This window comes from Nostoc sp. CENA543 (assembly GCF_002896875.1).
In the GTDB taxonomy this organism is placed as follows: domain Bacteria; phylum Cyanobacteriota; class Cyanobacteriia; order Cyanobacteriales; family Nostocaceae; genus Trichormus.
Map to the genome: position 1 here is coordinate 5489787 of NZ_CP023278.1, position 24462 is coordinate 5514248.

Genomic DNA, 24462 nt, shown 5'->3' on the forward strand with positions numbered 1-24462 from the left:
TGATGCGGAAGAATTTTTGGCGATTTTTGGGTGTAGCGATCGCGATCGCCATGACTATAATTAGTTGCCATAGTCTACCAAAACCCCACCAAGTCACAGTTAAACTCAGTGGTTGGGGAGGTTCTCCTGTAGAACAGAAATTACTAAAACAAGTCTTACAAGACTTTGAAGCTAAACACCCGCAAATCAAGGTCAAATATGAGGTAATTTCTGACCAATACATGGATGTGATCAAAACTCGCTTAGTTGGGGAAGCCGCACCCGATGTTTTTTATCTGGATGCTTTAGAAGCCCCTTTTTTGATGAGTCAGAATGTCCTAGAACCGTTAAATAATTACATCACCCCAGAATTTGATTTAGCAGATTTTGAACCAACTTTATTAGACAGTTTTAAGTACCAAAATTCTATTTACGGACTGCCGAAAGACTATTCCACCTTGGCACTTTTTTATAACAAAAAAGCCTTTGTGACTGCTGGTTTAAACACTCCGCCCCAAAATTGGGCAGAACTCCGCAGCTACTCAAAACAATTAACAGGCAAACTCAACAGATACGGCTTTGGTGAAATGCCAGAATTAGCACGTCAAGCTTATAAAATTAAAGCCTTTGGTGGACAAGTCATTGATTCCCAAGATAATGCTACATTTGCTAGTCCACAAGCCTTACAAGGATTACAGTTAGTCATTGACCAGTATCGCCAAGACCGTTCCTCTGCCCAAAAATCTGATGTGGGAACAAACTCAGGTAGTGAAATGTTTGGTCAAGGTAAGGTAGCGATGGTAATTGAAGGTAATTGGGCAATTCCTTATCTGCAAGAAACCTTTCCCAAATTGGAATTTGCGATCGCAGAAGTACCAACTATTAACAACAAAAAAGGCACAATGGTATTTACTGTCGCCTATGTCATGAATAAACAATCTCAAAATAAAGCCGCAGCTTGGGAATTAATTTCTTACCTCACAGGTAAAGAGGGCATGCAGAAATGGACAGGAACAGGCTTTGCTTTACCTACTCGTAAATCCGTAGCCGAGAATTTGGGATATGACCAAGATAAGCTGAGGTCGCCTTTAGTCGCTGGTGTTAATTACGCTACACCTTGGCAAGTCGGTAAACATCCAGCCGCCATTGTCAACAACTTTGATAATCAGTTCATCAGTGCTTTGCTAGGACAACAGCCATTAAAACAGGCGATGTTACAAGCGCAGCATGAAGCTAATCAGCAAATTCAATCTATGGAGTGATTTAAATTCCAGGTAAAACCATTATTTTCAATAAAAATACTTTGTTTAGATAAGGCTCCTAAAAAATCCTTTAGGAGCTATAGATTGTGAAACAATTAATCACTTAAATCTAACCTTGCCTTTTTCTTTGTTCCTCTGCACAAAGAAAGAGTGAGACATTAATGAAATTCACTCTTGAGAAATATAGCAAGAAACCAGATACCACGAGTTATCGCAAATCAGATAAGACTGCTATAGATTGCTAAATACAATATTAAATGGAGATTTAACTGTGTTTCTGGAACGCAGTCTTCGTAAAATTCGCAGATGGAATATCCAAGCTAATCTTGTGGGGTACATATTTATGATGCCTACAATTTTAGTTTTAGGAACTTTCGTTATTCTCCCAATTTTCTACGCAGTATTTCTTTCCCTGCACAAAGTTCAACTTTTAGGAGGAATTGATTATGAGTTTATTGGATTGCGTAATTTCCAAAGATTATTAACAGATAATAGAGTAGGAATTGCCCTAAAAAATACAATCGAATACGTCTTAATTGTTGTACCTAGTCAAACTATTTTAGCTCTAGTTTTAGCTGTAACTTTAAATTCTGGAATTCGTGCTAAAAATTGGTGGCGAATCCTTTATTTTTTACCCACGGTAACATCTTCAGCCGTGTTAACTCTGATTTTCATGTGGATTTATAACACTGATGGGTTACTAAATGATTTCCTGAGTTTTTTCGGATTACCTACTTACAATTGGTTGGGTGATCCATCTGTTGCCCTCAAGGGTATTATGCTCATGAATATTTGGGCAACTGCACCATTTTATATGGTAATTTATTTAGCAGCTTTGCAAGATATTCCTCAAAGGCTTTACGAAGCCGCAGAAATTGACGGGGCTAATTGGTGGCAAAAATTTATTTACATTACTATTCCCTTACTACAACCAGTGACTTTTTTTGTAGTAGCAATTGGAGTTATCGGGACTTTTCAATTATTTGATCAGTCTTATATTTTTTCTGGTGGGACTGGCGGGCCTAATAATGCGACTTTAACGTTAGTGTTGCTGATTTATCAAAATGTGTTTCGCTATCTTCAAATGGGCTATGCAGCAGCGATCGCATTTTTATTAGCAGTGGTCATTATCACTGTCACCATCCTACAACGGCAACTTTTCGGAGGGGAAAGAGCTTGAAAACTATCTCTACCATTCCCTGGCTCAAGGCACTGTTGTACGTTGTATTAGTTGCTTATGCCATTATTACCTTAATTCCCTTTCTCTGGGCTTTATCAGCCTCATTTAAGCCCCTTTCCGAGATTATTGGGGGTGAGCCTAATTTTTTCCCCAACAACTTTACTCTAGACAACTATAAACAAATCTTTCTCCAAGAACCCTTATTTTTACGTTGGCTGTTTAATAGCATATTCATTGCTGTCAGCGTCACAGGGTTAAACTTGCTGTTCAACTCAATGGCTGGTTACGCCTTAGCTAGACTCCGATTTACTGGGAGAAACTTCTGGTTCTTCCTAATTTTGGCAGTTCTAGCAGTCCCAGCCCAAATCACACTGATTCCTACGTTTCTGATCTTAAAAGCTATGGGTTGGCTCAATTCTTATCAAGGCATGATTGTGCCTAGTATGGTCAACGCCACTTTTATCTTTATGATGCGGCAGTTTTTTGTTAACTTTCCTAAAGAACTCGAAGAAGCTGGACAACTAGATGGCTTAAATACTTTCGGTATTTTCCGCCGCATTATCTTACCCCTAGCCAAACCCGCCCTAGCAGCCCAGGCAGTTTTTGTATTTATGGGTAGTTGGAATAATTTTTTACTTCCAGTGGTCATTTTATTTGACCCAGAAATGTTTACCCTCCCTCTAGGTTTAAACACCTTCAAAGGTCAATATATCAGCTACTGGAACTACATCATGGCAGCCTCAATGGTCTTCACCTTACCAGCCTTATGTATTTACGCCTTCTTCAACCGCTATTTCATTCAAAGCGTCACCTTCACCGGCGGTAAGGGATAAAAATGGGAATGGGGCATTGGGCATTCAAAAGTAATTCTCCCTTGTCTCCCTTATCTCCCTTGTCCTCATGCCCCATTCCCCATTCCCCAGTCCCCAATCCAGATTTTGGGCAACAAATTGCACTCCTAACGTGATATTGGTATTACAGCGACTCAATCTCTATTTGCGGGTTAACACACAATGATGAGTTTGGCAAACCTAGCGATCGCAGAGATAACAGGAGACTACAGTGTGACTGTAGCCAAGGTTTTGTCTTTGTCAATTTTAGAGGTTGAGTATTACTTTCTTAGCTGTGTTGAGCGTCAAAATCTTTAAGGGGAAACAATGTTTAGAAGACTTATTGGCGTTGTTGTCGTTACTGTTCTACTGACTTTTCAGTTAGTTGTCGGTAGCGCAACAGCTGTGGAACTGGACAAAGCTACCAGAACAGTAAAATTAAATGAGCAGGGTGATACCGTTACACTCAGTTTAAAACAAGTAAAAGAAGGCAAACGTTTATTCCAGTACGCCTGCGCCCAATGTCACGTCGGTGGTGTGACCAAAACTAACCAAAACGTGGGACTCGAACCTGAAGCCCTGGCTTTAGCCACACCCAAGCGCGACAACATTGAAGGCTTGGTAGATTACATGAAAAATCCCACCACCTATGACGGGGAAGAGGAAATCTCCGAATTACACCCCAGCATCAAGAGTGCAGATATTTTCACAGAAATGCGAAATCTGACCGATAAGGATTTGGAAGCGATCGCTGGTCATATCCTCCTCCAGCCAAAAATTCTTGGCGACAAATGGGGCGGCGGTAAAATCTACTACTAAAATCCTCACTATTGGCTGAGTTTTGGTGAGTTCTGAGTTCTCAGTGCTGAAGACAAGTAAATTGGATCAGGATGGGTTATCTCTCATCCCTAATTTTTCTTGACTCGGTACTCAGAATCTGGAACTCACAGTTTTTTACCTTCTATAAATTCTTAAAAAAAAGTTCTACGACATATTGTCATATTTGGTGTTGATTTTATTTAAAATAGGAGAGGGAAAAATAAAACTATATATTTAGGAGAACGCCGTGAAGTTAATTGCCGCAACCTGGCGACGCTTTACCTTAGCCGTATTGACAGCAGTTTTAGTTGTTAGCAGCTTTGCTATTTTCACACCTAGTGCTGCGGCTGAGACATACACAATTAAACTAGGTACAGATAAAGGAATGCTGGCATTTGAACCAGCTAAGTTGACCATCAAACCAGGCGACACCATCGAATGGTTAAACAACAAAGTACCCCCCCACAACGTTGTCTTCGATCCCAGTGGTGGTGATGCCGTTAAGGCACTTTCTCATAAACAATTGATGATGAGTCCTGGTCAAAAAGAAACAACCACCTTCCCCGCAGATACTCCTCCTGGTGAATACACCTTCTACTGCGAACCTCATCGTGGTGCTGGTATGGTTGGTAAAATCAAAGTTGAAAGCTAGAAACCTTTGGTTGTCGCTAGATTTTGCATGACTTTCTAGCCACATCCAAATTAGCGGCGGTGACTAGTCTCAATTCCCCTCACTAATTTTCTAGTGATCGACATCAAACAGGAATAGACTCGTCACCGCAAATTTTAAACAAATTTATTATTTAAAATTTATTCAATCTCAATATAACTAACACTTATATACTTGGCGCGTCTTCAGCTAAGAATGTAAATATATGTTAAGTACCTAGCAGCAATACAATATTGACTAGCAAATACTTTTGTTTGCTAAATGTTTGTCGCGAGGAAAATCTGTTGAGAATAATTTTATTTATATTTTTGGCGATCGCTATAATTAAACTTACATTTACCAGTCCAGTTCTAGCGGCAGAAATATCTTCAGGCGCGAAAATTTTCCAGAATAACTGCTCTGCTTGCCATATAGGCGGCGGTAATATTCTAGTTCCTCAAAAAACCCTGCAAAAAGAAGCTCTATCCAAGTACCTCGCCAACTACAACGAAGACGCTATCCAGGCAATTATTTATCAAGTAGAAAACGGTAAAAATGCTATGCCTGCCTTCAAAAACAAGTTAAGCGAACCAGAAATTCTCGAAGTTGCTGCTTACGTCTTCCAAAAATCAGAGCAAGGCTGGTGAAAATCATCAGGATGGGCGGGTTTCGGCAGATATTTTGGTTAAACCCGCCCGTACAACAGCCAAATGACAAAGTATCCAGTTAAAAAGGTTGCGTTTAATCAAGTTTAAACGCAGCGCAAATCAACTGTCACAAATAACAGTCTAATATTATTGGCTACTAGTTAGCATTTGGCTTTTTCTGTCTGCTATCACGCAAATTTTGCAATTGCCTGATTAATTCTTTACTAGGTTTTGATGTAGATGATGAATTATCTGATCTAGTTGTCTGTTCAGATGATGGAACGGTTGCGGTTGGTGTAGGTTGATTTGAAGTGCTAGAGTTAGCCTCTGGTTGAGGATTATTAGGATTGGAATTGTTACCAGAATTAGGAATGACTACAGCTGGAGTCTTTTCGGAATTGGGTTGTGTGGTATTGCTGCTGTTATATTGAAAACGCAAGTTAAAAGGATAGCGACTAATTTGCTTATCGCCTTTGGGAGTGTTTTCAGCAAAATACGCTTTAGCTCTTTGTTGTAATTCAGGGGCAATTGACCTGTCTTGGAAGTAAATATCTAAAGGTTTGCCTTGAGTATCAACCACCAAAAAACCCAACACTATACCATCAAGACCTGGCTTCTCAGTGGCGATGGTGTTGCGAATAACTGCTTTTTCCTGAGAGTTGGGGTACTGTTGCTGGAGTGTTTGTCTTAAATTCTCGTAGGAATTAACTAGGGCAATTTCACCTTGTTGCGTCTGTTTTGAGGGTAAATCAGTCACATTTGGTGTAGAGCCTTGTTGTTCTTTGGGTATGCTTTGATTAGCAAGATTTAAATCCTCTGCTGTGCCAGGATTTTTCACAACAGGAGCTATCCTATCTGTTGGAGGAACAGACTGTGTATTGGCTTGATTGTTAATATTATTGTCTGGAAGATTAGCCTGCGAACTGTCAGTTAGGTTGCTTGGCGTTTCTGCTGGGTTCAATTGTGGCAACTTATTCACAGCTAGAGGTTGTGAGTTGCTAGGAATTGTCGGCTGATTCCTGAACTTGCTAGAGGTGACAAGATCAAATTTGCTATCACTTAAACTAATCCCAGGATTGTGAAGGCTATACTCCCTTGGGGAAGATGTCCGCAAACGCTGACGTTGAGGCAAAGTGTTGGTAGGGTAACTAGGATAACTAGGGTAACTAGTGTTAGGAATTGAGCCTATTGGGGGCTGTGATAAGGGAGTGTTAAGTGGTGGTGGTAAAGGAGGTACAGTAGTCGTTAAAGCATTGAGATTAGGCGAATTATTATTCAGTAGCGGTTGTTGAGGAAATTGATTTTGTAATAACGGTGCTGGTGGCTGTAATGCTACTGAGTTATTATCTGGAGTCTGTGGTAGACGACTTAAGTCAGCCTGACTTAGTTGTAGAACTCCCACAGTTTTTTGTGTAGATTGTTCTTTCGGTTGCTTAGAATCTACAGGCATTAGCGGCACAATCAACGCAATAGCACCGTGAATGCCAACAGAGGCTATTGCAGCTATCCCAGTTGGTTGACTGAGAAACTCTGGTATATTTTTTAGTACGGAGACGTAAGACATAGCTGTTAATCGTTCACTCGGCTCAGTTGCAGTTGACTAGCAAGGTAATTTTATCTTGATTGCAATAGATGCGTCCTTATAAAGATCATAGCGGCCGAACTTGACCCCTATGACGGGATAGTATCCCCACTTATTCAAGTCTTTAATTTCTCAAGCTATAAGGTCTTTTCTTACATTTCACTGGTAAATAGGTTAATTCATGAAAATATTGGCTCTAGTATTGCCATGATCATGAACGCGATCATTTCCGCTTAAACATAAGGTAGTTACCAGTAAAGGCGATCGCATCCCTCTAAATGTATAGGTCTAACTTATTGAAAGCCAAGGCTTAAGCAGCAGTTGCACTTCTGAACAATCAACTTGGTCTGTTGAGATTAACATCAGCAAGCCGAAACATACTAGCACACCTACTACATGAGAGAATGTTCTCTGTTTTGCTATTTCTCAAAGAAAAGTGCTGAGTAATGAGTAATGAGTAATGAGTAATGAGTAATGAGTAATGAGTAATGAGTAATGAGTAATGAGTGCTGTTGGCGGTAGTACGGCGTTTAGCCTGTGCTGACTATTGACTATTGACTATTCGCAACTAAAATGACCTTACCTACAATTATTGTGCCGGGATATTTAGAAAGTGCGATCGCTTACCGTCCACTAGAAATTTCTCTGCAACAGTTAGGCTTCCCGACGTTAACAGTCCCACTCAGAAGGCGCGACTGGATACCCACTATCGGTGGTAGACCAATCACACCTATTTTGCAGCAGCTTGACCAGACTGTTAAACAAGCACTACAAGAATATAACGCTACTCAAGTCAATCTAATTGGTCACTCAGCCGGTGGCTGGATTTCTCGCATTTATTTGGGAGAACAGCCTTATGGTACGAATATTTGGAATGCTCACCCGTTGGTGGCAACTCTCATCACTTTGGGGACACCCCACACTAGCCAAGAACGCTGGACACGCAAAAATTTAGATTTTGTCAATCTTAACTATCCTGGTGCTTTTTATCCCTCCGTCCGTTACGTTTGTGTCGCTGGTAAAACGATTTTTGGAGAAAGGCGGCGTGGTGGCTGGTTAGCCTATAGCAGTTATCAATTGACTTGTGGACAAGGTAATACTTGGGGTGATGGGATCACACCGATTGCAGCTGCTCATTTAGCTGGTGCAGAAAATCTCGTGATTGAAGGTGTCAGACATTCTCCCAGAAGCCCAGGAATTTGGTACGGTTCGCCAGAAAAGTTCCCAATCTGGGGACAATTTCTCGTTTAAAAAAATATATTCTTTGCAAGGAGAATATAGATATATTTATAAAACTTAGTTATATTGTAATAAAAATACATAATCAATCTCATAACAGGAGGGGTGAACGATGCAAAGCACCCAGTTCGATAGAATTTTGCGGCGAGCAGCCACGATATTATCGGTCGTAATTCTTTCCCTGTGCTTGATTTACGTTTCTACGGGCGTTTTATTGTCTTTTTATTACGAACCCACAGCAGGCGGAGCTTATAACTCTTTGAGAATGATTGACACTCAAGTATCCTATGGGTGGTTATTCCATAGAGCGCATGATATTGCAGGTAACATCATGATTGCGATCGCACTAGTGCAAATTGTGGTGATGTTCTTAGGAAGACAATTTCGCCGTAGTTGGCTATTGGCGTGGGTGAGTGGGATTTTCTTTACTTTAAGTGCGATTGGTCTTGATTGGACAGCGATGATTCTCGACTGGACGCAGGAAGGTTACTGGCGATTTAACATTGAGCTAGGCAATATTCAAGCCATCCCTGTAATTGGTACACAGTTGCGCGATATCCTCACAGGTGGTGGAGCAATTAGCAGCGTTACTGTTGAGCATTTATATACACTCCACAGTTACATTATTACTTTTGCAGCGATTACTTTTGCTGTCTTACATTTTGCAGCTTTAATGTGGCAAGAAAGACAAATGTACACAGAAGAAAGCATTCAGCTAGCAAGTGAGTATTGAGTGCTGTTAGCGGAAGCGGGGCGTTTAGCCCGTGCTGAGTAATGAGTGCTGAGTAATGAGTAATGAGTAATGAGTAATGAGTATCAATTCTTTAATTTTGAATTGATTTGAGTGCCGTTAGCGGTAGTGTGCGTTTAGTCGGTGTTGAGTTTCAAGTATTGAGTGTTGAGTCCAGAAAATTGCCTAAAGTCAAGATGTAATTGATAAGAGCATTTTCCTAGAACAGTTTTTAACTCAGCACTCACAACTCAGCACTCACAACTCAGCACTCACCGCTTTTACCCAAGGCACTTCTTCCAACTCTGGTAATTTTTCTAAAGCCAATGGTGTAGACTGACTAGCACCAGATAAGCGTTTTAACAAATTCGGTCTGGGATCATGTAACAGGTAGATAATGCGATCGCCTACTTCCCATTCCTGGTGAGCTGGCGTAATCTGTAAACGATCCTCTCTTTCTAGCAACAACGGGATCAAAGCCCCAGTCCGAATTTTCTCTTGGATACGTTCCTGTTGGGTGGTAAATTCCCCTGCATTGAGTGTAGTTGTACCTAACTTCACCCGCCCATCACTCAAATACTCATTCCAAGTTTTAATCGCTACATCTGAAACAAAAGCTTGATTAACTTTACTATTAACTGAATTATTGGCTTGGGGATCACGAGGAAAAACCGCTAAAACCCTCGGTGGATGAAATTCCTCAGCAGCTCGTTGCGCCAACACAAAGTTTACTTCGCCATTGTTAGTCATTGCTAAGAAAGTCCCCATCGAGGCTAAACCCGCTTCTTCTAACACTTCTGCATCTAGCGCACTACTAACAATTACCCTGATGCTTTGAGCTTCTGCTTGAGCCAAATATTCTGGCTCAGTATCGATGAGAACGACATTTTCCCCCCGTTCTTGAAAGAAACGGGCAATTAATAAACTTAAGGGATTACAACCCACAATAACTGCCCCTGTCGCCTCTTGAGAAGTGATTTGCAAGCATCTAGCCACCCAACCTGCTGTCAATCCTTGACAAACCACCGTCATGATAATCGTTAGGAAAACCAACGCCTTAATCGCATCACCACCATTGATCCCATGCTTAGTGAGCAAAATCGCAAACAAAGAAGCCACAGAAGCCGAAACAATCCCTCTCGGTGCCACCCAACTTAAAAATAACTTTTGTCGCCAATTTAAATCACTATTCCCTGTACACAACAAGATATTAATGGGGCGAACCACAAACATTAACACCAAGACAGTAAATAAACTACCCCAACCTAAAGCCAACACACTCGCAATAGATAAATCAGCCGCTAGCAGAATAAACAGTACAGAAACGCTCAAAATCGTTAGCTGACCTTTGAAACTCCGCAGCAAGCGTTCCTCTGGTACAGAAGAATTCGCAAATACAGCTCCAGCCACTACAGTAGTCATTACCCCTGATTCAGTGCGAATCATCTGCGCTAGGGTAAACAAACCCCATAGCACCGCCAAAACCACCAAGTTTTTCAACTCAATTGATAAAAAACTGGCGCGCTTGAAAATCAAGCTCATCACATAACCGCCTACAGCACCAATCGCCGCACCCACCCCCAGGCGCATCATTAACCCCACAATGGCGTTAATAGGGTCAGCATCACCATTGACAATGGTATCTAATACCACAAACGCCAAAATCGCCCCCACAGGGTCAATTAATACCCCTTCTCCCTCTAAGAGCGTTGCGACTTGACGGTCTACATTAATTTGCTTGAGTAAAGGCCCAATCACCGTCGGCCCCGTCACTACGACAATAGACGCGTAAAGAAAAGCAATATTCCAGGGAAACTCACCCAACCAGTGAGCCGCCATACTCCCACCAATTAGCGTCACCAGCGTTCCCAAGGTGACAAGCAATTGCAAGCTTAAGGAAACTCTGCCTAACTCTCGTAAATCTAGGTTTAGTCCACCTTCAAATAGAATAATTGCCGTTGCTAGAGCCACAATCACTTCTAATCCTGTACCAAGCATTTGGGGATGTAATACCCCAATGCCATCAGAACCCAGAAAAATGCCCAAGAGTAATAGCAAAACGATGCTAGGGACACGAAAATATGCCGCCAACACCTGCGCGCTAATACCTGCAACGACCGTGATCACCATCTGTAGGGTGACTTCAAAAGATGCTTCCATGCTATGGATTTTGAGAGATGTATTTCAAAATCTTTTGTAAAGAATAATGAATATTCCCTTTACAGGGTACAACATTAGACCCTTTATCCTGTGTTAAGTTGAGAGTTTTTTTCATACGTAGTCTTATAGGATACTCTATTTCTCGCTAGATTGGTGACTGAGTGTGACAATTTGCTGACAGTTAGCATGACTCCAGGGTATTAAACACCAAAAAAAGTAAAACTGTTGATAGATGTGAATCATCTGCTTTGTGAAAGATGTTCAGTGTGTACCAAGGGGTGCGGAGGGGTAAGGGTGTAGGGGGAGAAGAAATTTATCAGTCCTGTTTGATGCAGGAAATTAGCCTTTGACCTTTTTTAATTCAAAATGCAAAATGCAAAATTATGTTAGTAAGAATGGAAATAATTTTGATATGCAGTTGCGCTCGTAGATAGTGCTTTCTCGTCCTTGTCCTTCTTGTTTTTCCTGTCTACTACATTAGAGCGCAACTCACTATGAATTAATTATGGGTTTACAGCCCCCACTAATTGTCTTTGATTTTGAATTTTGTAGCTTGCTTCCCGCAGGGTACTTTTAATTTTGAATTGGAGCGTACCACTTTGCTACGCAAAGCTACCGCGAACGTGGAAGCAAGCTACGCGCAGCGTCTCGTAGAGAAGCGATTTGACTAGCGTGACTACGCCTCAGCAAGATGTACAAGAAACGCACTAAACTGTTCTTCCCATACACCCCTAAACCCTCATACTCTTAAACCCCCACACCCTTAAACCGCCACATCTTTACACCCGAAAAAATTTTTTCGTCAAATGTATTGACATCATCTGAAAAATCCGTTAATTTATAAAAGGTTCTGAGGTTGATGCCCCCATCGTCTAGAGGCCTAGGACACCTCCCTTTCACGGAGGTAACGGGGATTCGAATTCCCCTGGGGGTACTGAAATAAACTAAAGAGATTGAAAAATCTCACTTATGTTTGAACACCAATGCCTACGATCACAAGACCGTAGGCATTAAATTTAAAATTATGATTGTTGACTGGCTAAATCATTAACTCGCTGATGAATCGCTAGCAAATTCGATCGCAGGTCATTGCTAAGACGATTTTCAATCATAGATACAGGCATAGTTAATTTTGGCCAAATGTGGATGCTGTAGCAGAGACTAGTCCCCAATAATTCACCCAGGGAATAAGGCTCTAAACACCAATAACCAGAAAAGCCTTTAAAATCCCCTTCTACCATTTGAAAGTTGATTTTTGAAGGGAAATGCTCTTGTAAATCTAGGACTACACGAGCGCAAAAATTGAAGTTAAGAAAACGTTGAGAACCGACTTGTTCTAAACGAATGCCACCATCTGGATGTTGTAGAAGACGGCTTTTGGCAAGGTTAGGGATGAACTCAGCTAAAGATTCATAGTCTGTCAAGACCTTCCAGACGGTTTCTACTGGATAGGGAATCTGAACTGTAGCTGTGATTTGCCGTTGTCGCTCGGCAATTTTAGCGATTTGAACTTCTACTGGGGGTACATCAGTTTGACCCGCCACTAAACTCGATTCAGGTTGTGAATGGGAATCGAGTTCAAAGTCCTCTGAGGTTGTTTGTTGGTTAGTCACTTTCAGAATATGGTTTACTGTCGTCAGAAAACTGGGGCAGAGTCAAGGTGAAGCAGATTTCGCTCAGTTGAGAATCAGGTATAGGGGTACTCTCAACGGCGATCGCTCCGTTTAAATGCTGCACTAAGGACTTCACTAGTGCGAGTCCTAAGCCAGTACCGGGTGTCCAACGACCTCCTCTACCGCGACGAAACCTATCAAAGATATAGGTCGCCTCTTCTTGGGAGATGCCACGTCCTGTGTTAGTCACTTTGATCATAACTTGATCAACTAACTGATTCACCTGGTGACTGGCGTGCAGGTGGATAATCGTATCCCGTTCTGAGTATGTATACGCATTATTTAATAACTCTTGCAGAATTCTGTCAAAACTCTCTAGTTCAGTTTGCAGTTTTAGTGGCGTTTCAGGTATGTCTAAATTGATGCTTAAGCCTTTTTCTGTGAGTTTTTTAGTCAACAGTTCGCTTAATTCTTGAATTCTGGTGTTGACATTCAAGTTTTCATAACGTGGTGGTTCTTGTTGGCTCTCTAGTTTTTGTAATGTCAGCAAGTCGTTGATTAAGTTGATTTCTTTAGAACATTCTTTTTCGAGAATATCCAAATATACAACTTGACGCTCAGGGGTGATTCCCTGTCGCTGCAAATTCTTAATTGACAGCATCATATTAGTTAAGGGATAGCGCAGGCGATCGCTGATGTTGCTCATAAATTCGTCTTTGAGGCGGCTCAATTCTCGCAACTGATCTACATATTGCCTAGTTCTTTCGTGCAGCTTGGCCTGTAGTTCTAAACTGCTTTGCAGTTTGGCGGTGCGCTCATCAACTAAAGTTTGGACTTGTCGGATGGTGTTTGACTGAATAATGGCGTTGCTTACTTGAGCGCAGACCATTTCCACTAAATTTAATTCTGCTACTTGCCACTCACGCGGGACTGCTTGCTGTAGCACTAAAAATCCCAGGATTCTACCTTGATTTTCTAGCGGCATTAACAGTACAGATGGTAGTTGTGTAATGTCAAACAAAGGCGCAACGATGGTTGTTTCCGGTAGGTCTGTGTAGTCATTGATGATGACTGGCTTACCTCCCTCAGTGAAAGCTCGCTGACACAAAGCACATTCTGCCAAAGTAAAAGATTGATTTAAAGATTCTGTATTATTGGGATTTTCCCGATGCCATTCACCGATGACATCAGCTCTTGCTTGAGGAATTTGGGTTCTGTTAGTGCTTCTAAATAATGGATCTGTATATCTCAGGAGGATTAGTAAACCTCGGTCTGCTTGTAAAGATTCAGCAGTAGATGCTATGGCTAGTTGGAGCATTTGACTTAACTCCAAGTTACTCCGACTTAGTATAGTTAATTGTTTGATTAAGCTTTGATGTTGATTACTTTTTTGTAAGTATTGTTGCTGATGAGAAATTAATTGGGCTTGGGTAAATTGAGAAAAAGCGATCGCACAAGCTGCCGCGATGGTTTTGAGGATGTATTTTTCTCCCTCTCCCCAATCATAGGATTGAAATTTGATCAGATTCACTACGCCATTATTCTTGCCGCCAAAACGGGTAGGAATTGCTAACACCGATTTGATAGGCAATGGCAATTGTTGACATCCAATCACCAGACTGTTACGAATTGTGGCAATATCCTCTATCGTGAAAGGTTCAGTAGCGCATTGCAGCACTGACTGTTCCATCGAAAACAATTCATCTGGCTGAGGCATTCCTAGATATTCATCAGCACACCAACTAGCCGTTGTTGCTTCCGTTGAGTCTTCACCTGTTATTGCCACTAAACAACAACAATCTACATTAGTGGCTATGCCGATCAATTTGGCAATTTCTGGCAGCATCAATGCTGTGGATTGACTACTAGCAATGATGTGATTAATTTTGTGCGCCAACTGGTGGGCTGTTTCTTCCTGATGCTGCATCAGTTTGACTGGGTATAGTTTGAGTCGCTCTGGGTCATCGGGGCGGTCTGGTGATACTAATAAATGCTTTTTCATTCCTGACATATTCTTGAATAATGACCCCACTTTTATTGCACCCAACTTTCTGGCATATTCTTCACCGTTAGTCGTGTTGCTATACCGGATGGATGGCAAATCTTGATTCAAGATTTTCTATCATTCTGTTATAGCCCCTTTATCTTACAGATGACCAAGTTTCAGTATATTAAGCTAATTTATACATGGTCATAAAACTATGTAAAATTGTTGAAAATACTTAATATAACTTAGGTTTAAGGGGATAGAATTGTATCTGTAAATCACTTTTGCCTTACCATACCTTGTAGGTAACTCTACATAAACCGTAATTTCTCTGGATTTACAACCACAACTTCATATTCACTCACCGCATTACTACTGTTGCAACAGACACTGTTAGCTAATACTACTGTCACAAAAGCCTGATCGTTGCTTTTTTTCATTAGTTTTGAGGAGTTAACGATCATCAGATACTCTACTCTGGGAAAAGTCAAGAATCAAAGAAGCGGGAACAGTGATTGCGATTAGACTGCTAGGTTGCTGTCTTGAGATTGCGATCGTCAGGGAAACACCTTGATATTCAGGTGATAGCTAACATAATAATGATCAATCACCTGTATTTAAGAATATATTTATACTCTTTAGTTCCTAATTTGCTTAATTAAAAATATTGATTTGTCAAGTTATCTAAATAATTTGCCTTTGCTGACAGTAGCGATGAATGCAGCCTAGCTGTTTATTAAGCAGCAACTAGGCTGCATTCACCCATACACCGAACTATCCAGCTAAACTCTCGATGCTGAGAGGAACCATCTCGCCATTTCTGGTTAATCCTAACAACATAGGTTGTTGGGGTTGAATTAGTTGACCTGTGAGTACACAACGTTCTTCTTGTTGAGCTGTGGCAGCTATACTAGCTCGAATATCCGTTCGTGAAAATCGCGGTTTCCACTCGCCGGATTTCTGCTGTACATAATTCCAGAGAATATCTCGAATCAAAGCTTGATAACCCTGATTGCCAGCTATTTCTTTAAGTTTCTCTTTGAGTTCTCGCTCCAAGCGGATGCTAGTTACTTCCATATCGGTAGTTGGGGTGCGAGTAATTGTGTGCATGACTTTTTCTCCTTGAAAGTATGGACAGGATAGTAATACAAGTGTAGTATGTTTAAAGGAATGTTCAATAGGTGAAATTTTCTGTGAAATCCATTTATCCCATCTCTACTTTCTTGCGCGCGACCAACTACAGATCTAGTTGGGAATTGGGTGCTGTGGGAGTGGAGTATTTATTTATGGGTGATGGTAGCCACCAGCATGAGCAAATCACAGAGGCAGACTATGATTTTATATTTTTCAGCATTGATAGGCTGAATGCCAAACCACAATCAAATTTAAGAAGCGGGAGGTACAGACAGAGAAATGCTGTACCAACATAAGACCGAACAACATGATGGTCAACTTTTACCCCCGCTTTACCTAAGTCAGAAGCGGGGGTTTTTTATTAAGGAGAGAAACTGTGACGACTGCAAGGCCGATGTTAGGGCAATCCCTGGTGGTTTTTTCGCGCAATTACTTACCACTGTGCCGAGTTAATATTAAGTGAGTCAGTGTCATGTTAATTACTGACAAAGCAGGACTTCCACTAGGTTATACAGAAGATGAAGGGCGAATTCATTTATCCAACTTGATAGTTGATCTACCAAAGTATATTCGCCTCAAAATTGCAGTGATTGAACAGTCCACCAAATTTTGGATAAATGTGCAAGCAAACCTGGAATAGCAGGAGAGCATAAGGAATGCTGAAATTAACTTACACCGAAAGCAGTTTTTATTTGGAGTATATTGCTTTATCTTTAGAGGAATGGGTGAAAACACGAGTGATTTTGGCATTACGTGTTGGTCAAAGTGTCTGTGTTGAACCCAGCACTGCTTCCTTTTTGCTACCTGCGGACTTGCCAGGAATTGAAGCACTGAGGGCAGAGGCTAGATTTGCTGACAGGGAAATCATAGATGTGTCCACTAGTGATGCTGAGTATGTAGAAATTACTCTGCGTGGTTATTGGTTATCAGATGGTTATGAAGATGCGGATGGCGTATTTGTAACGATGATTAGTGACGCGCCTAATTCACGTACAGAGTTATTTGTCTACAAATTATGGCAGGTGGCTCAAACTTGTGCTTCTGTGATGAGTGAATAGATTTGAAAATAGGGCATAGGGCATGGGGCATTGCTGTTACTCTTCCCTATTCCCTATTTCTTATTGCCAATAAATATATTGTTTTTGTTGTTCTGAAAAATGATGATAATAATTAACTAAAAATTCATGAGTTAAAGCAGAAGTTGTGTAATGTAAATCTTTTTTTCTGCGCGCGGTGTAATCAAAGAATATGGCAAATCTATCATTGAGAGTTGGAGGCTTGCCACGATGAAAAATACTACTAGTGGCAGCAAAAATTACTGTCCCAGCAGACCCAACACAGGATTGATATTGTGCTGGAGATATAGTATTTTGCATAGTTTGATTGGTAATATAACCAGATGAGTAGTTTAAGGATTTAGCTACTTCTAGGGTTAAAGTTTGCGGCAGGTATTGAAATGGCCCTGTGTTTTCATCTACATCATTGATATAGATAATAATCTTAATGACTTGACGGTCTTCTGTATCTATGTGCCAAAGTCTGGAGCCTTGTTCTAGTTGATTGGCAATATCTTGTCGAAAATATGCACCGTGATAAGCTACTGGTAAACCCAGATAGTTTTCAATGATATTTAATAATCTTTGTTCTAATCCCCATAGGAAAATTTCGGGATATTCAAGCATTTGTGCGGCACTGGCATGAGCGACAAATCCATGTTTTTTGATATTAGTATCAGGTTGAATATGGGGTAATAATTTTTTGGCTGACTGCAAAAGCTGTAAATTGGATTCAATACCTAATTCTGCTAGAGAAGTGATGGCTAAACCCTGGGTTTGAAGTTTTTTCACTATATTGATGTCAGAGTTGGAAAGATTAGGTAAATAAGGAATATGCTCTTGGACTGCTGTTTGATGGGCAATGTCAGCATAGTATTTAACTATGGGTAAGCCCTGAATTCTTCTTAAAGTTTTATTTTGAATTTTGTGTAAGATTCTCAGCATAAAATTATGTATCTACATTTATTATTTAATTAATTCATTTTTGTAGTCAATGGGGAACAGGGAGCGAAATTAATCATACTAAAGTTATCTAAAGATATTGATAGAGTTTAGATATCCTGCTGGGGTTATAGACTTGTCAAAATGTTGAGTAATCTGTATGCAGTATTTGTACAAAGTTCTGATTAATGGCAATTAATCCTTCTTGGGGGATTAATTGCCACACAGGTTTATAGGAATTGAGGTAATTTTCTGGTTTTGTATCAATTGGCAAAATCAAATGTCTTTGCTTGTTCTGCTATGAGGGTAAGTAAAGTGAAGAGTGCTGGTACCAGCCGCAGGTCAATTTTATCCGCAACCATCCTTAAGTGCCAATAATGTTGGCGATCGCTTCGGTAGTGCTGTTAGCGGTAGCGGGGCGTTGAGCAGCGTGCTGAGTAACGAGTGCTGAGTAACGGTCAATTCTTCACTAAAATTACCAGGAATCTCCTGAATATCACGCATTAGGTAGTTTTAGGCATCTTCCGCTATACTATCGCTAAAAATCTATCAACAGTAACATGGTGCGGTTTGTTTTGATGGCAGTTTTGCTGATGCTCTTGGTCGGTTGTGGCAATATTGGATTGTTACCAACTAGCGAGTTAGTGGAGAAAGCGATCGCACTCCAGCTAGAACAAACTCAACAGCAACTCAATCAGCAGTTAAATATCAAGTTCCAAGGGTTTAAAATTCAACATCTGAAAATTCGCCAGGAACAACCCCTGACGATTGAAAATTTACCGGCTTTCCGCGTCAAGGGAGACTACGATTTAGTTTTTCAGCTACCCCAGAGACAGTTGAAAAAACTGCAACAACCTTTTGATTTGTATTTACAGATTCAACAGGAAGGTAAAACCTGGCGGTTGTTACTACCAACTAAGGAAAGTCTCAATGGTCAAACTGTTTGGCGTAGTTATGTGATTTTCTAGATATTATATGCAGCTACAAAAAGCATCACAAACTTTTAGGTAGAAATTTCACCGCCTAGGCAAAATTGAGGTAGTAATTTCACTGAGTTTAGGCGGCTATATTATGTATGTAAATTTTTTTATTAGTTCCATTGCGGGAATTGTCGCTGTAGTGTTGCTGGCTTTTGGTGTGCTGCAATGGTTGCATATTCCCTCTGGGAATTTTCTCGATTGGGTGATTGGGGGTGCAAGTTTTTGGTGGTTATTGGTGATTGTGACTGTTCCCTGGAATATCCATTTTCAAGCCAAGGAAGTTTTAGCGGAAGCAGCACAATCAATTGACAAGCAAATCCCTGTAGATGAAAAACAAGTAAACTATGTTACAACTTTAGCCAAGCGATCGCTGTGGCTGGCTTTGGCTTTACACTTATTATCGGCTATTGGTCTTTATACCCTAGCGGCTACGGGGATCAGTGCTGTGGGTTATATCAGTTCTGGTGCAGCTTTATTATTAACTATCTTGCGTCCGGCAATTCGCGCTTATGAGTATTTATATGCTCGGTTAACGATGATTAGCCAAGAATGGAAGTATCCCCGTGAAGATATTGTGGAACTGCGCCAACGTTTTGACGCATTAGAGCAAAAAATTGAAGTTTTAGAAAACCAACTCAATCCAGAACAAGCCTACTCTTTAGCTGCCACACAACAACGCTTTGCAGATGAAACCCGTAAAGAATTAGCCAAGATTGCTGCTAACTTAGAAGAATTTCGTGCCGTTAATCAAACCGAACATGACCGATTAGCAAGGGAAGCCAGAAATGCGATCGCCCAACTTTCCACAGATGGTCAATTTTTGGATCATGTGCGCGAAATCATTAGGTTTTTTAAGACAGCTTAATTTATACTGCTGATTGCGAGTTATATGTATCACATCTGTTTCTTTACGTCTTGTACCTAAAGGTAGAAAATAAAGGTTAACCGGAATTTAACTTGGATAATCTTTCAAGGCTAGTTAAGCATGAAACATTTTTATTGCTTAATCCCTAAAGATTCAGAATCACCCGCCAATTTATTTGCAGTGCAACTGAGGTCAAATGACGCAATCTTGCAATTTAGTCAAAGAGTGGGAAGAACGTCGTGATACAGCCAATAGCTACTATAAGCAGGGAAGATTTCAAGAATATCTTGATCTAGTCAAGGAAAATTTACAGTTAGCTAGAGCAATTGCAGATCGAGCCAGAGAAGGGCATACATTAAATGATATGGGTTTAGCCTATCTGGGTTGTTGTCAGCTAGAACAAGCCTTAGAATCCTTTCATCAGGCTTTTGCTGTTGCAGTTGAGATAGGTAACTTACAAGCTGAAGCTACCGCACTCAGCAATCTAGGTTCTACCCACAACCGGATGGGAAAAATTTCGCAAGCTTTAGAGTATTTAGATAAAGCGGCGGAAATTTTTCGGACATTAAAAGACACCGCAGGAGAAATTTCTACACTCAATGATATAGCCCTAATTTACATCAGATTGGGTGAACCTAAACGGGCTTTATTATTACACAATCAGATTTTAGCCATGCGTAGGCTGTTGGGAGATTTTTCCGGTGAGGCTACAACCCTCAATGGACTCGGATTTGCCTACAGTGTTTTAGGTGAGTATGAAAAAGCTTTAGAATTTCTCCAAGCCGCATTGCCCATTCAAAAGGCTACTAAGAATGTTGTAGGTGAAGCAATTACTTTAAACAATATTGCTTCTATTTATATAGATATAGGACAACCCAAAAAGGCACTATTGCTCTATCATCAAGTGCTATTATCACGCCGGGCGATGGGCGATCGCTCCGGTGAAGCGAACACCCTCAACAATATGGGTTATATCTACAACCAACTAGATATTCACCGCAAAGCCCTAAAACTCTACAGACAAGCCGTAGAAATTTATCAAAAACAGGGTGACTCACTGGGTGAGATTGCGACTTTGTTGAATATGGGTAGTCTATACGCCAAAACTAAACGTAAAAGTTTAGCGCGAGTATGTTATCAAAACGCCCAACAACTAGCAGAAGAAATCGCTGACTCCAATATTCAAAAGAAGGTGAAGCAGTTTATTGATGCGCTTTAGTCAATAGTCAATAGTCATTAGTCATTAGTCATTAGTCATTAGTCATTAGTCATTAGTTTTTGTCTCCCTGCCCCCTGCCCCTTGCCCCTTGCCCCCTGCCCCCTGCCCTCTACCTTACAACAATGCCCCATGCCCTTATCTATTCGCATTCAAGAATCCGGCTGAATCATAGAGACGCTTTAGCATGGCGTTAATTTTGGTGCCGTAGTCTAAATCGGCTGACCAGCGTCCTGAGAGTTGTTCTATGAGGGGGGCTACGCCACGGGTGACGAATCTAAATCTGGGATCTACTACTTCATTGACTAGGGGTTCTAAACTAGCGTAGGCTTTGAGGTGTTGAATGTGCGCCCTAACTCCAATTCTGGCACTTGGAAAGGAAGCAGCTTCTGCACCTCCACCAATAGAACCTAAACCAGCAAAGTTATTTTGCTCAGGTTTTAAATCTCCACCAAAGCGTAAAAAGCCAGTTTCCAAACACATTTGGCAAAAAGCAATGTCATAATTTACTCCTTCTACACTTCCCTCTTCGCGATAGAGTTTGGGTAAATCAGGGAATCGAGTTAAGGCATTTTCATTATTGTTTCTTAAAAATAGTTGTAATTCTACTTCTGAGGTATTGCCATTGGACATGATTTTGTCAAACTGTCCGGGACAAATGACCAAGTTAGAACGTAAGGTGACGGTACGGGTGTTGGCATCCCAACTGACTGCAATATTAAAATCTCGTAATTCTACGGCTTTGACATAGACTATTTTGCGATAGGTGATGCGATTGACATTAGGGGCTTTTGATAAGTCAATTTGTAATCTGTCTACTAAATCGATGGGAATATAAGCATTGCCATTGACTAAAATGCCTTTTTCAGCGTAGTTCTGACCGTTAATTTTGATGTTGATTTGTGGATAATTAGGATCTGTAGGAGTACCTGGGGTGGGATCAATGACACGACTCCAAGATGCTAACCCATCGGCAATTCCTAAAGCGAAATCACGGCGGCGAGTTTGCAGCAAAGCCCGATCATCGGGATTACTGATAAAGCCGATTTGTAATAATAGAGAGGCGATCGCAATTTGCCGACAAAAGGCTAAATTCCCTAAACCACTCTCGGTATCTGGTTTTACACCCCGATTTGGCAATTGAGGAACACGGCGCAAGAGTCCCACTAACAACAATTCGCCATTACTGCGGCGTTCATTATTATTAGCAATGTAAAATACACTCGCCCCTCGTACCGTGGGACTATTAGCAGCATCAGCATGAATTTCTAAAGCCACATCACCGCGACGAACACGGGAATTAATCCAGCTAATAGTACCCGCAGCACTGAGATCATCAGGAACTGCCAACACTTCCAAATTCCGCGATCGCAATTCTGTGACAATCAAATCACGCAGCAGAATCATCTCCCTAGCTTCCGTAGTTCCTCCGGCGATCGCACCTGGATCTACCCTTCCCGCTTCTTGGCCTCCGTGTGCTGCTGAAATAAAGATGCGCCCCATTGACCGTGTTTCCTCTTAATCTGATTAAGTGTAAGCAATTCTATACAATATTCTCGATTTGGCAACAAGAATATAATAAGGCAGGAGGTAAGCAGGGGGGCAGGGAGCAGGGGGCAGGGGAGAAAATCTATTGACTGTTGACTATTGACTATTAACTATTGACTAATATGCAAATTCCGCGCTTACACCCAGACACAATTGAAGAAATTAAACACCGTGCTGATATTGTGGATGTTGTATCAGAGTATGTGGTACTACGGAAGCGCGGTAAGGATTTTGTGGGTTTGTGTCCTTTCCATGATGAGAAAAGTCCTAGCTTTACCGTCAGTCCCAATAAGCAAATGTATTATTGCTTTGGCTGTCAGGCTGGGGGTAATGCGATTAAGTTTTTGATGGATTTGGGTAAGCATTCTTTTGCTGAGGTGGTGCTAGATTTAGCTAGGCGTTACCAAGTACCTGTCAAAACTCTTGAACCAGAACAACGCCAAGAATTACAGCGTCAACTGTCTTTGCGGGAACAGTTGTATGAAGTTTTGGCTTCAACTGCACAGTTTTATCAACACGCTTTGCGTCAGTCCCAAGGACAATCGGCATTAAAATATTTACGTAGCGATCGCCAGTTTAATGAGGCTACTATTCAGCAGTTTGGTTTGGGTTACGCGCCTCCTGGTTGGGAAACTCTCCACCGCTATTTGGTAGAAGATAAGCATTATCCCGTACAACTGGTGGAAAAGGCAGGTTTGATTAAGCCACGGAAGGAAGGTAGCGGATATTATGATGTATTTCGCGATCGCTTGATGATTCCGATTCGGGATGTGCAAGGGCGAGTGATTGCTTTTGGTGGTAGAACATTGACTGATGAACAACCAAAGTATTTAAATTCCCCAGAAACAGAATTATTTAATAAAGGTAAAACTTTATTTGCTTTAGATCAGGCGAAAGCTGGGATTTCTCAACTAGATCAAGCGGTGGTAGTAGAGGGATATTTTGATGCGATCGCCCTTCATGCTGCGGGAATTAGTAATGCTGTCGCTTCTCTAGGTACAGCCTTGAGTTTGGAACAAGTCAGGCTGATGTTACGCTACACCGACTCCAAACAATTGGTACTTAATTTTGATGCTGATAAAGCGGGAACAAATGCAGCAGAACGCGCCATTGGGGAAATCGCTGATTTAGCTTATAAGGGTGAAGTACAACTCAAAATTCTCAATATCCCCGATGGTAAAGATGCTGATGAATATTTACGTTTCCATAGTCGAGAAGACTATGAACAACTATTAATAAATGCGCCTTTGTGGATAGATTGGCAGATTCAACAAATTATCAAAGACCGTAACTTAAAACAGGCTACAGATTTTCAACAAGTTACACAAAAATTTGTGACATTACTCAAAAGAATTACAGCAATTGAGACACGTAAACACTATGTTTCTCATTGCGCTCAAATATTGAGTTTGAACGATGCAAGACTTGTACAATTGCGAGAAGAAAATCTAGAAACCCTACTGAATGGAAATCTAACTGTTGAAAGGCATAAGAAACCTATCACAAATGATGTCAAGAATTACCTTTCTCTTCAATCTCCTGCGCCTCCTCCTGATCGTAGTCTTCTAGAACAAGCAGAATCTTTTCTTCTCCAGATTTATTTACATTGTGCAGAGCAACGTCAAGCTATTATTACGACTTTAGAAGCACGAGATTTGGAATTTAGTCTTTCTCATCATCGCTCTTTGTGGAGATATATTTTAGAGTTAGTAGATGAAACAACCGATTTAATTTCTCGTCTACAGGACAGATATTTAGAATTAGGTGATGACATTACTTTAATTGCTCATTTATTTTATTTAAATGAAGCAAGAAAGAAAGAAATTATGCGTACTCCGCAGGTTGTGCAGGCTGCGATCGCTTGTATGGAAAGAGTGTTGAGAGAAAAGCGATATCGCCACTTTTTAGAACTGTGGCAAGAAACAGATCCAGACACAGAACCAGACAAGTGGCAATCTTATTATCAAGCATTCTACAGCGAAAAATTGAAGTTACAAGAATTGGATCGTGAGCGACAATTTTCTATCACAGAACTTTTGTGATGA

At 40.9% G+C, this 24462-nt stretch carries 26 protein-coding genes and 1 tRNA gene; 18 read left to right on the forward strand and 9 right to left on the reverse strand.

Annotated features, from left to right (window positions below; all coding sequences use genetic code 11):
- The first annotated feature begins 2 nt into the window (after positions 1–2).
- From CLI64_RS22870 to petJ, 7 genes are all read left to right on the forward strand, one after another.
- On the forward strand, positions 3–1241 hold the full coding sequence (locus tag CLI64_RS22870) for an ABC transporter substrate-binding protein (RefSeq protein WP_103139375.1): 1239 nt from the start codon (positions 3–5) through the stop codon (positions 1239–1241).
- 343 nt (positions 1242–1584) lie between these two features.
- On the forward strand, positions 1585–2421 hold the full coding sequence (locus CLI64_RS22875) for a carbohydrate ABC transporter permease (RefSeq protein WP_103139376.1): 837 nt from the start codon (positions 1585–1587) through the stop codon (positions 2419–2421).
- On the forward strand, positions 2418–3254 hold the full coding sequence (locus CLI64_RS22880) for a carbohydrate ABC transporter permease (protein WP_103139377.1): 837 nt from the start codon (positions 2418–2420) through the stop codon (positions 3252–3254). Before CLI64_RS22875 ends, CLI64_RS22880 begins: the two co-directional genes overlap by 4 nt.
- Before the next feature lie 180 nt (positions 3255–3434).
- Positions 3435–3569: a hypothetical protein gene (locus CLI64_RS32005; RefSeq protein WP_264082461.1), complete on the forward strand. Its 135-nt coding sequence runs from the start codon at positions 3435–3437 to the stop codon at positions 3567–3569.
- Positions 3570–3578: 9 nt separating this feature from the next.
- Complete coding sequence (psbV, locus tag CLI64_RS22885; RefSeq protein WP_103139378.1) at positions 3579–4070, forward strand: photosystem II cytochrome c-550; 492 nt, start codon at positions 3579–3581, stop codon at positions 4068–4070.
- Between the two features lie 247 nt (positions 4071–4317).
- The gene (petE, locus tag CLI64_RS22890; RefSeq protein ID WP_103139379.1) at positions 4318–4722 is read left to right on the forward strand and encodes a plastocyanin; all 405 of its coding nucleotides are present in this window, start codon (positions 4318–4320) and stop codon (positions 4720–4722) included.
- 302 nt (positions 4723–5024) lie between these two features.
- Positions 5025–5366: a cytochrome c6 PetJ gene (gene petJ, locus CLI64_RS22895; protein WP_103140838.1), complete on the forward strand. Its 342-nt coding sequence runs from the start codon at positions 5025–5027 to the stop codon at positions 5364–5366.
- A 157-nt stretch (positions 5367–5523) separates the two neighbouring features.
- On the opposite strand, the gene CLI64_RS22900 is transcribed toward petJ, so the two are convergent.
- A complete protein-coding gene (locus CLI64_RS22900; RefSeq protein ID WP_103139380.1) occupies positions 5524–6930 on the reverse strand; it encodes a hypothetical protein in 1407 nt (468 codons plus the stop codon).
- A 591-nt stretch (positions 6931–7521) separates the two neighbouring features.
- On the opposite strand from CLI64_RS22900, the gene CLI64_RS22905 reads away from it, so the two are divergent.
- Together CLI64_RS22905 and CLI64_RS22910 are read left to right on the forward strand one after the other, a co-directional pair.
- A complete protein-coding gene (locus tag CLI64_RS22905; RefSeq protein WP_103139381.1) occupies positions 7522–8199 on the forward strand; it encodes a triacylglycerol lipase in 678 nt (225 codons plus the stop codon).
- A 100-nt stretch (positions 8200–8299) separates the two neighbouring features.
- Positions 8300–8920: a cytochrome b N-terminal domain-containing protein gene (locus CLI64_RS22910; RefSeq protein ID WP_103139382.1), complete on the forward strand. Its 621-nt coding sequence runs from the start codon at positions 8300–8302 to the stop codon at positions 8918–8920.
- A 255-nt stretch (positions 8921–9175) separates the two neighbouring features.
- Here the strand turns inward: CLI64_RS22910 and CLI64_RS22915 are convergent, their stop codons facing one another.
- Positions 9176–11077 (reverse strand): sodium:proton antiporter, encoded by a 1902-nt coding sequence (locus CLI64_RS22915; RefSeq protein ID WP_103139383.1) that lies wholly within the window; start codon positions 11075–11077, stop codon positions 9176–9178.
- An 861-nt stretch (positions 11078–11938) separates the two neighbouring features.
- On the opposite strand from CLI64_RS22915, the gene CLI64_RS22920 reads away from it, so the two are divergent.
- Positions 11939–12011 (forward strand) — tRNA-Glu (locus CLI64_RS22920).
- An 88-nt stretch (positions 12012–12099) separates the two neighbouring features.
- On the opposite strand, the gene CLI64_RS22925 is transcribed toward CLI64_RS22920, so the two are convergent.
- The 4 genes from CLI64_RS22925 to CLI64_RS22935 form a co-directional block, all read right to left on the reverse strand.
- Positions 12100–12690 carry an SRPBCC family protein gene (locus CLI64_RS22925; protein ID WP_103139384.1) on the reverse strand — a complete coding sequence of 197 codons (591 nt, stop codon included), beginning with the start codon at positions 12688–12690 and terminating at the stop codon, positions 12100–12102.
- The gene (locus tag CLI64_RS22930) at positions 12683–14692 is read right to left on the reverse strand and encodes a GAF domain-containing protein (RefSeq protein WP_103139385.1); all 2010 of its coding nucleotides are present in this window, start codon (positions 14690–14692) and stop codon (positions 12683–12685) included. The genes CLI64_RS22925 and CLI64_RS22930 overlap by 8 nt, the downstream gene beginning before the upstream one ends.
- Positions 14693–14988: 296 nt before the next feature.
- Positions 14989–15117 carry a hypothetical protein gene (locus tag CLI64_RS32010; protein WP_264082462.1) on the reverse strand — a complete coding sequence of 43 codons (129 nt, stop codon included), beginning with the start codon at positions 15115–15117 and terminating at the stop codon, positions 14989–14991.
- 334 nt (positions 15118–15451) lie between these two features.
- Complete coding sequence (locus tag CLI64_RS22935) at positions 15452–15787, reverse strand: hypothetical protein (protein ID WP_103139386.1); 336 nt, start codon at positions 15785–15787, stop codon at positions 15452–15454.
- A gap of 71 nt (positions 15788–15858) precedes the next feature.
- Between CLI64_RS22935 and CLI64_RS22940 the strand changes: the two genes are divergently transcribed.
- The 3 genes from CLI64_RS22940 (at position 15859) to CLI64_RS22945 (ending at position 16869) form a co-directional block, all read left to right on the forward strand.
- A complete protein-coding gene (locus CLI64_RS22940; protein ID WP_103139387.1) occupies positions 15859–16107 on the forward strand; it encodes a hypothetical protein in 249 nt (82 codons plus the stop codon).
- A gap of 176 nt (positions 16108–16283) precedes the next feature.
- Positions 16284–16451 carry a hypothetical protein gene (locus CLI64_RS30940; protein ID WP_157943313.1) on the forward strand — a complete coding sequence of 56 codons (168 nt, stop codon included), beginning with the start codon at positions 16284–16286 and terminating at the stop codon, positions 16449–16451.
- Between the two features lie 16 nt (positions 16452–16467).
- Positions 16468–16869 (forward strand): alr0857 family protein, encoded by a 402-nt coding sequence (locus tag CLI64_RS22945; RefSeq protein ID WP_103139388.1) that lies wholly within the window; start codon positions 16468–16470, stop codon positions 16867–16869.
- A gap of 60 nt (positions 16870–16929) precedes the next feature.
- On the opposite strand, the gene CLI64_RS22950 is transcribed toward CLI64_RS22945, so the two are convergent.
- Both CLI64_RS22950 and CLI64_RS32015 read right to left on the reverse strand, forming a co-directional pair.
- Positions 16930–17811 carry a phytanoyl-CoA dioxygenase gene (locus CLI64_RS22950; protein WP_103139389.1) on the reverse strand — a complete coding sequence of 294 codons (882 nt, stop codon included), beginning with the start codon at positions 17809–17811 and terminating at the stop codon, positions 16930–16932.
- A gap of 136 nt (positions 17812–17947) precedes the next feature.
- Positions 17948–18082, reverse strand: coding sequence for a hypothetical protein (locus CLI64_RS32015; protein WP_264082463.1), 135 nt, complete (start codon positions 18080–18082; stop codon positions 17948–17950).
- Positions 18083–18130: 48 nt separating this feature from the next.
- On the opposite strand from CLI64_RS32015, the gene CLI64_RS32020 reads away from it, so the two are divergent.
- From CLI64_RS32020 to CLI64_RS22965, 4 genes are all read left to right on the forward strand, one after another.
- Positions 18131–18259, forward strand: a complete 129-nt coding sequence (locus CLI64_RS32020; RefSeq protein ID WP_264082464.1) for a hypothetical protein — start codon at positions 18131–18133, stop codon at positions 18257–18259.
- Positions 18260–18368: 109 nt separating this feature from the next.
- Positions 18369–18776, forward strand: a complete 408-nt coding sequence (locus CLI64_RS22955) for a hypothetical protein (RefSeq protein WP_103139390.1) — start codon at positions 18369–18371, stop codon at positions 18774–18776.
- Positions 18777–18879: 103 nt separating this feature from the next.
- Entirely contained in the window at positions 18880–19653 is a 774-nt protein-coding gene (locus tag CLI64_RS22960; protein WP_103139391.1) for a hypothetical protein, read from the forward strand.
- A gap of 196 nt (positions 19654–19849) precedes the next feature.
- A complete protein-coding gene (locus tag CLI64_RS22965) occupies positions 19850–20872 on the forward strand; it encodes a tetratricopeptide repeat protein (RefSeq protein WP_103139392.1) in 1023 nt (340 codons plus the stop codon).
- A gap of 135 nt (positions 20873–21007) precedes the next feature.
- Here CLI64_RS22965 and CLI64_RS22970 read toward each other — a convergent pair whose 3' ends face one another.
- Positions 21008–22372, reverse strand: a complete 1365-nt coding sequence (locus CLI64_RS22970) for an N-acetylmuramoyl-L-alanine amidase (protein WP_103139393.1) — start codon at positions 22370–22372, stop codon at positions 21008–21010.
- 167 nt (positions 22373–22539) lie between these two features.
- On the opposite strand from CLI64_RS22970, the gene dnaG reads away from it, so the two are divergent.
- Positions 22540–24459, forward strand: a complete 1920-nt coding sequence (dnaG, locus tag CLI64_RS22975; RefSeq protein WP_103139394.1) for a DNA primase — start codon at positions 22540–22542, stop codon at positions 24457–24459.
- The last annotated feature ends 3 nt before the right edge of the window (positions 24460–24462 follow it).

What these genes read in the sequence shown, in the direction of transcription:
- CLI64_RS22870 (WP_103139375.1), top strand. Translation starts at nt 3, where the DNA reads ATGCGGAAGAATTTTTGGCGATTTTTGGGTGTAGCGATCGCGATCGCC.
- CLI64_RS22875 (WP_103139376.1), top strand. Translation starts at nt 1,585, where the DNA reads ATGATGCCTACAATTTTAGTTTTAGGAACTTTCGTTATTCTCCCAATT.
- CLI64_RS32005 (WP_264082461.1), top strand. Translation starts at nt 3,435, where the DNA reads ATGATGAGTTTGGCAAACCTAGCGATCGCAGAGATAACAGGAGACTAC.
- psbV (WP_103139378.1), top strand. Translation starts at nt 3,579, where the DNA reads ATGTTTAGAAGACTTATTGGCGTTGTTGTCGTTACTGTTCTACTGACT.
- CLI64_RS22900 (WP_103139380.1), bottom strand. Translation starts at nt 6,930, where the DNA reads ATGTCTTACGTCTCCGTACTAAAAAATATACCAGAGTTTCTCAGTCAA.
- CLI64_RS22905 (WP_103139381.1), top strand. Translation starts at nt 7,522, where the DNA reads ATGACCTTACCTACAATTATTGTGCCGGGATATTTAGAAAGTGCGATC.
- CLI64_RS22910 (WP_103139382.1), top strand. Translation starts at nt 8,300, where the DNA reads ATGCAAAGCACCCAGTTCGATAGAATTTTGCGGCGAGCAGCCACGATA.
- CLI64_RS22915 (WP_103139383.1), bottom strand. Translation starts at nt 11,077, where the DNA reads ATGGAAGCATCTTTTGAAGTCACCCTACAGATGGTGATCACGGTCGTT.
- CLI64_RS22930 (WP_103139385.1), bottom strand. Translation starts at nt 14,692, where the DNA reads ATGAAAAAGCATTTATTAGTATCACCAGACCGCCCCGATGACCCAGAG.
- CLI64_RS32010 (WP_264082462.1), bottom strand. Translation starts at nt 15,117, where the DNA reads ATGAAAAAAAGCAACGATCAGGCTTTTGTGACAGTAGTATTAGCTAAC.
- CLI64_RS22935 (WP_103139386.1), bottom strand. Translation starts at nt 15,787, where the DNA reads ATGCACACAATTACTCGCACCCCAACTACCGATATGGAAGTAACTAGC.
- CLI64_RS30940 (WP_157943313.1), top strand. Translation starts at nt 16,284, where the DNA reads ATGTTAATTACTGACAAAGCAGGACTTCCACTAGGTTATACAGAAGAT.
- CLI64_RS22945 (WP_103139388.1), top strand. Translation starts at nt 16,468, where the DNA reads ATGCTGAAATTAACTTACACCGAAAGCAGTTTTTATTTGGAGTATATT.
- CLI64_RS22950 (WP_103139389.1), bottom strand. Translation starts at nt 17,811, where the DNA reads ATGCTGAGAATCTTACACAAAATTCAAAATAAAACTTTAAGAAGAATT.
- CLI64_RS22955 (WP_103139390.1), top strand. Translation starts at nt 18,369, where the DNA reads ATGGTGCGGTTTGTTTTGATGGCAGTTTTGCTGATGCTCTTGGTCGGT.
- CLI64_RS22960 (WP_103139391.1), top strand. Translation starts at nt 18,880, where the DNA reads ATGTATGTAAATTTTTTTATTAGTTCCATTGCGGGAATTGTCGCTGTA.
- CLI64_RS22965 (WP_103139392.1), top strand. Translation starts at nt 19,850, where the DNA reads ATGACGCAATCTTGCAATTTAGTCAAAGAGTGGGAAGAACGTCGTGAT.
- CLI64_RS22970 (WP_103139393.1), bottom strand. Translation starts at nt 22,372, where the DNA reads ATGGGGCGCATCTTTATTTCAGCAGCACACGGAGGCCAAGAAGCGGGA.
- dnaG (WP_103139394.1), top strand. Translation starts at nt 22,540, where the DNA reads ATGCAAATTCCGCGCTTACACCCAGACACAATTGAAGAAATTAAACAC.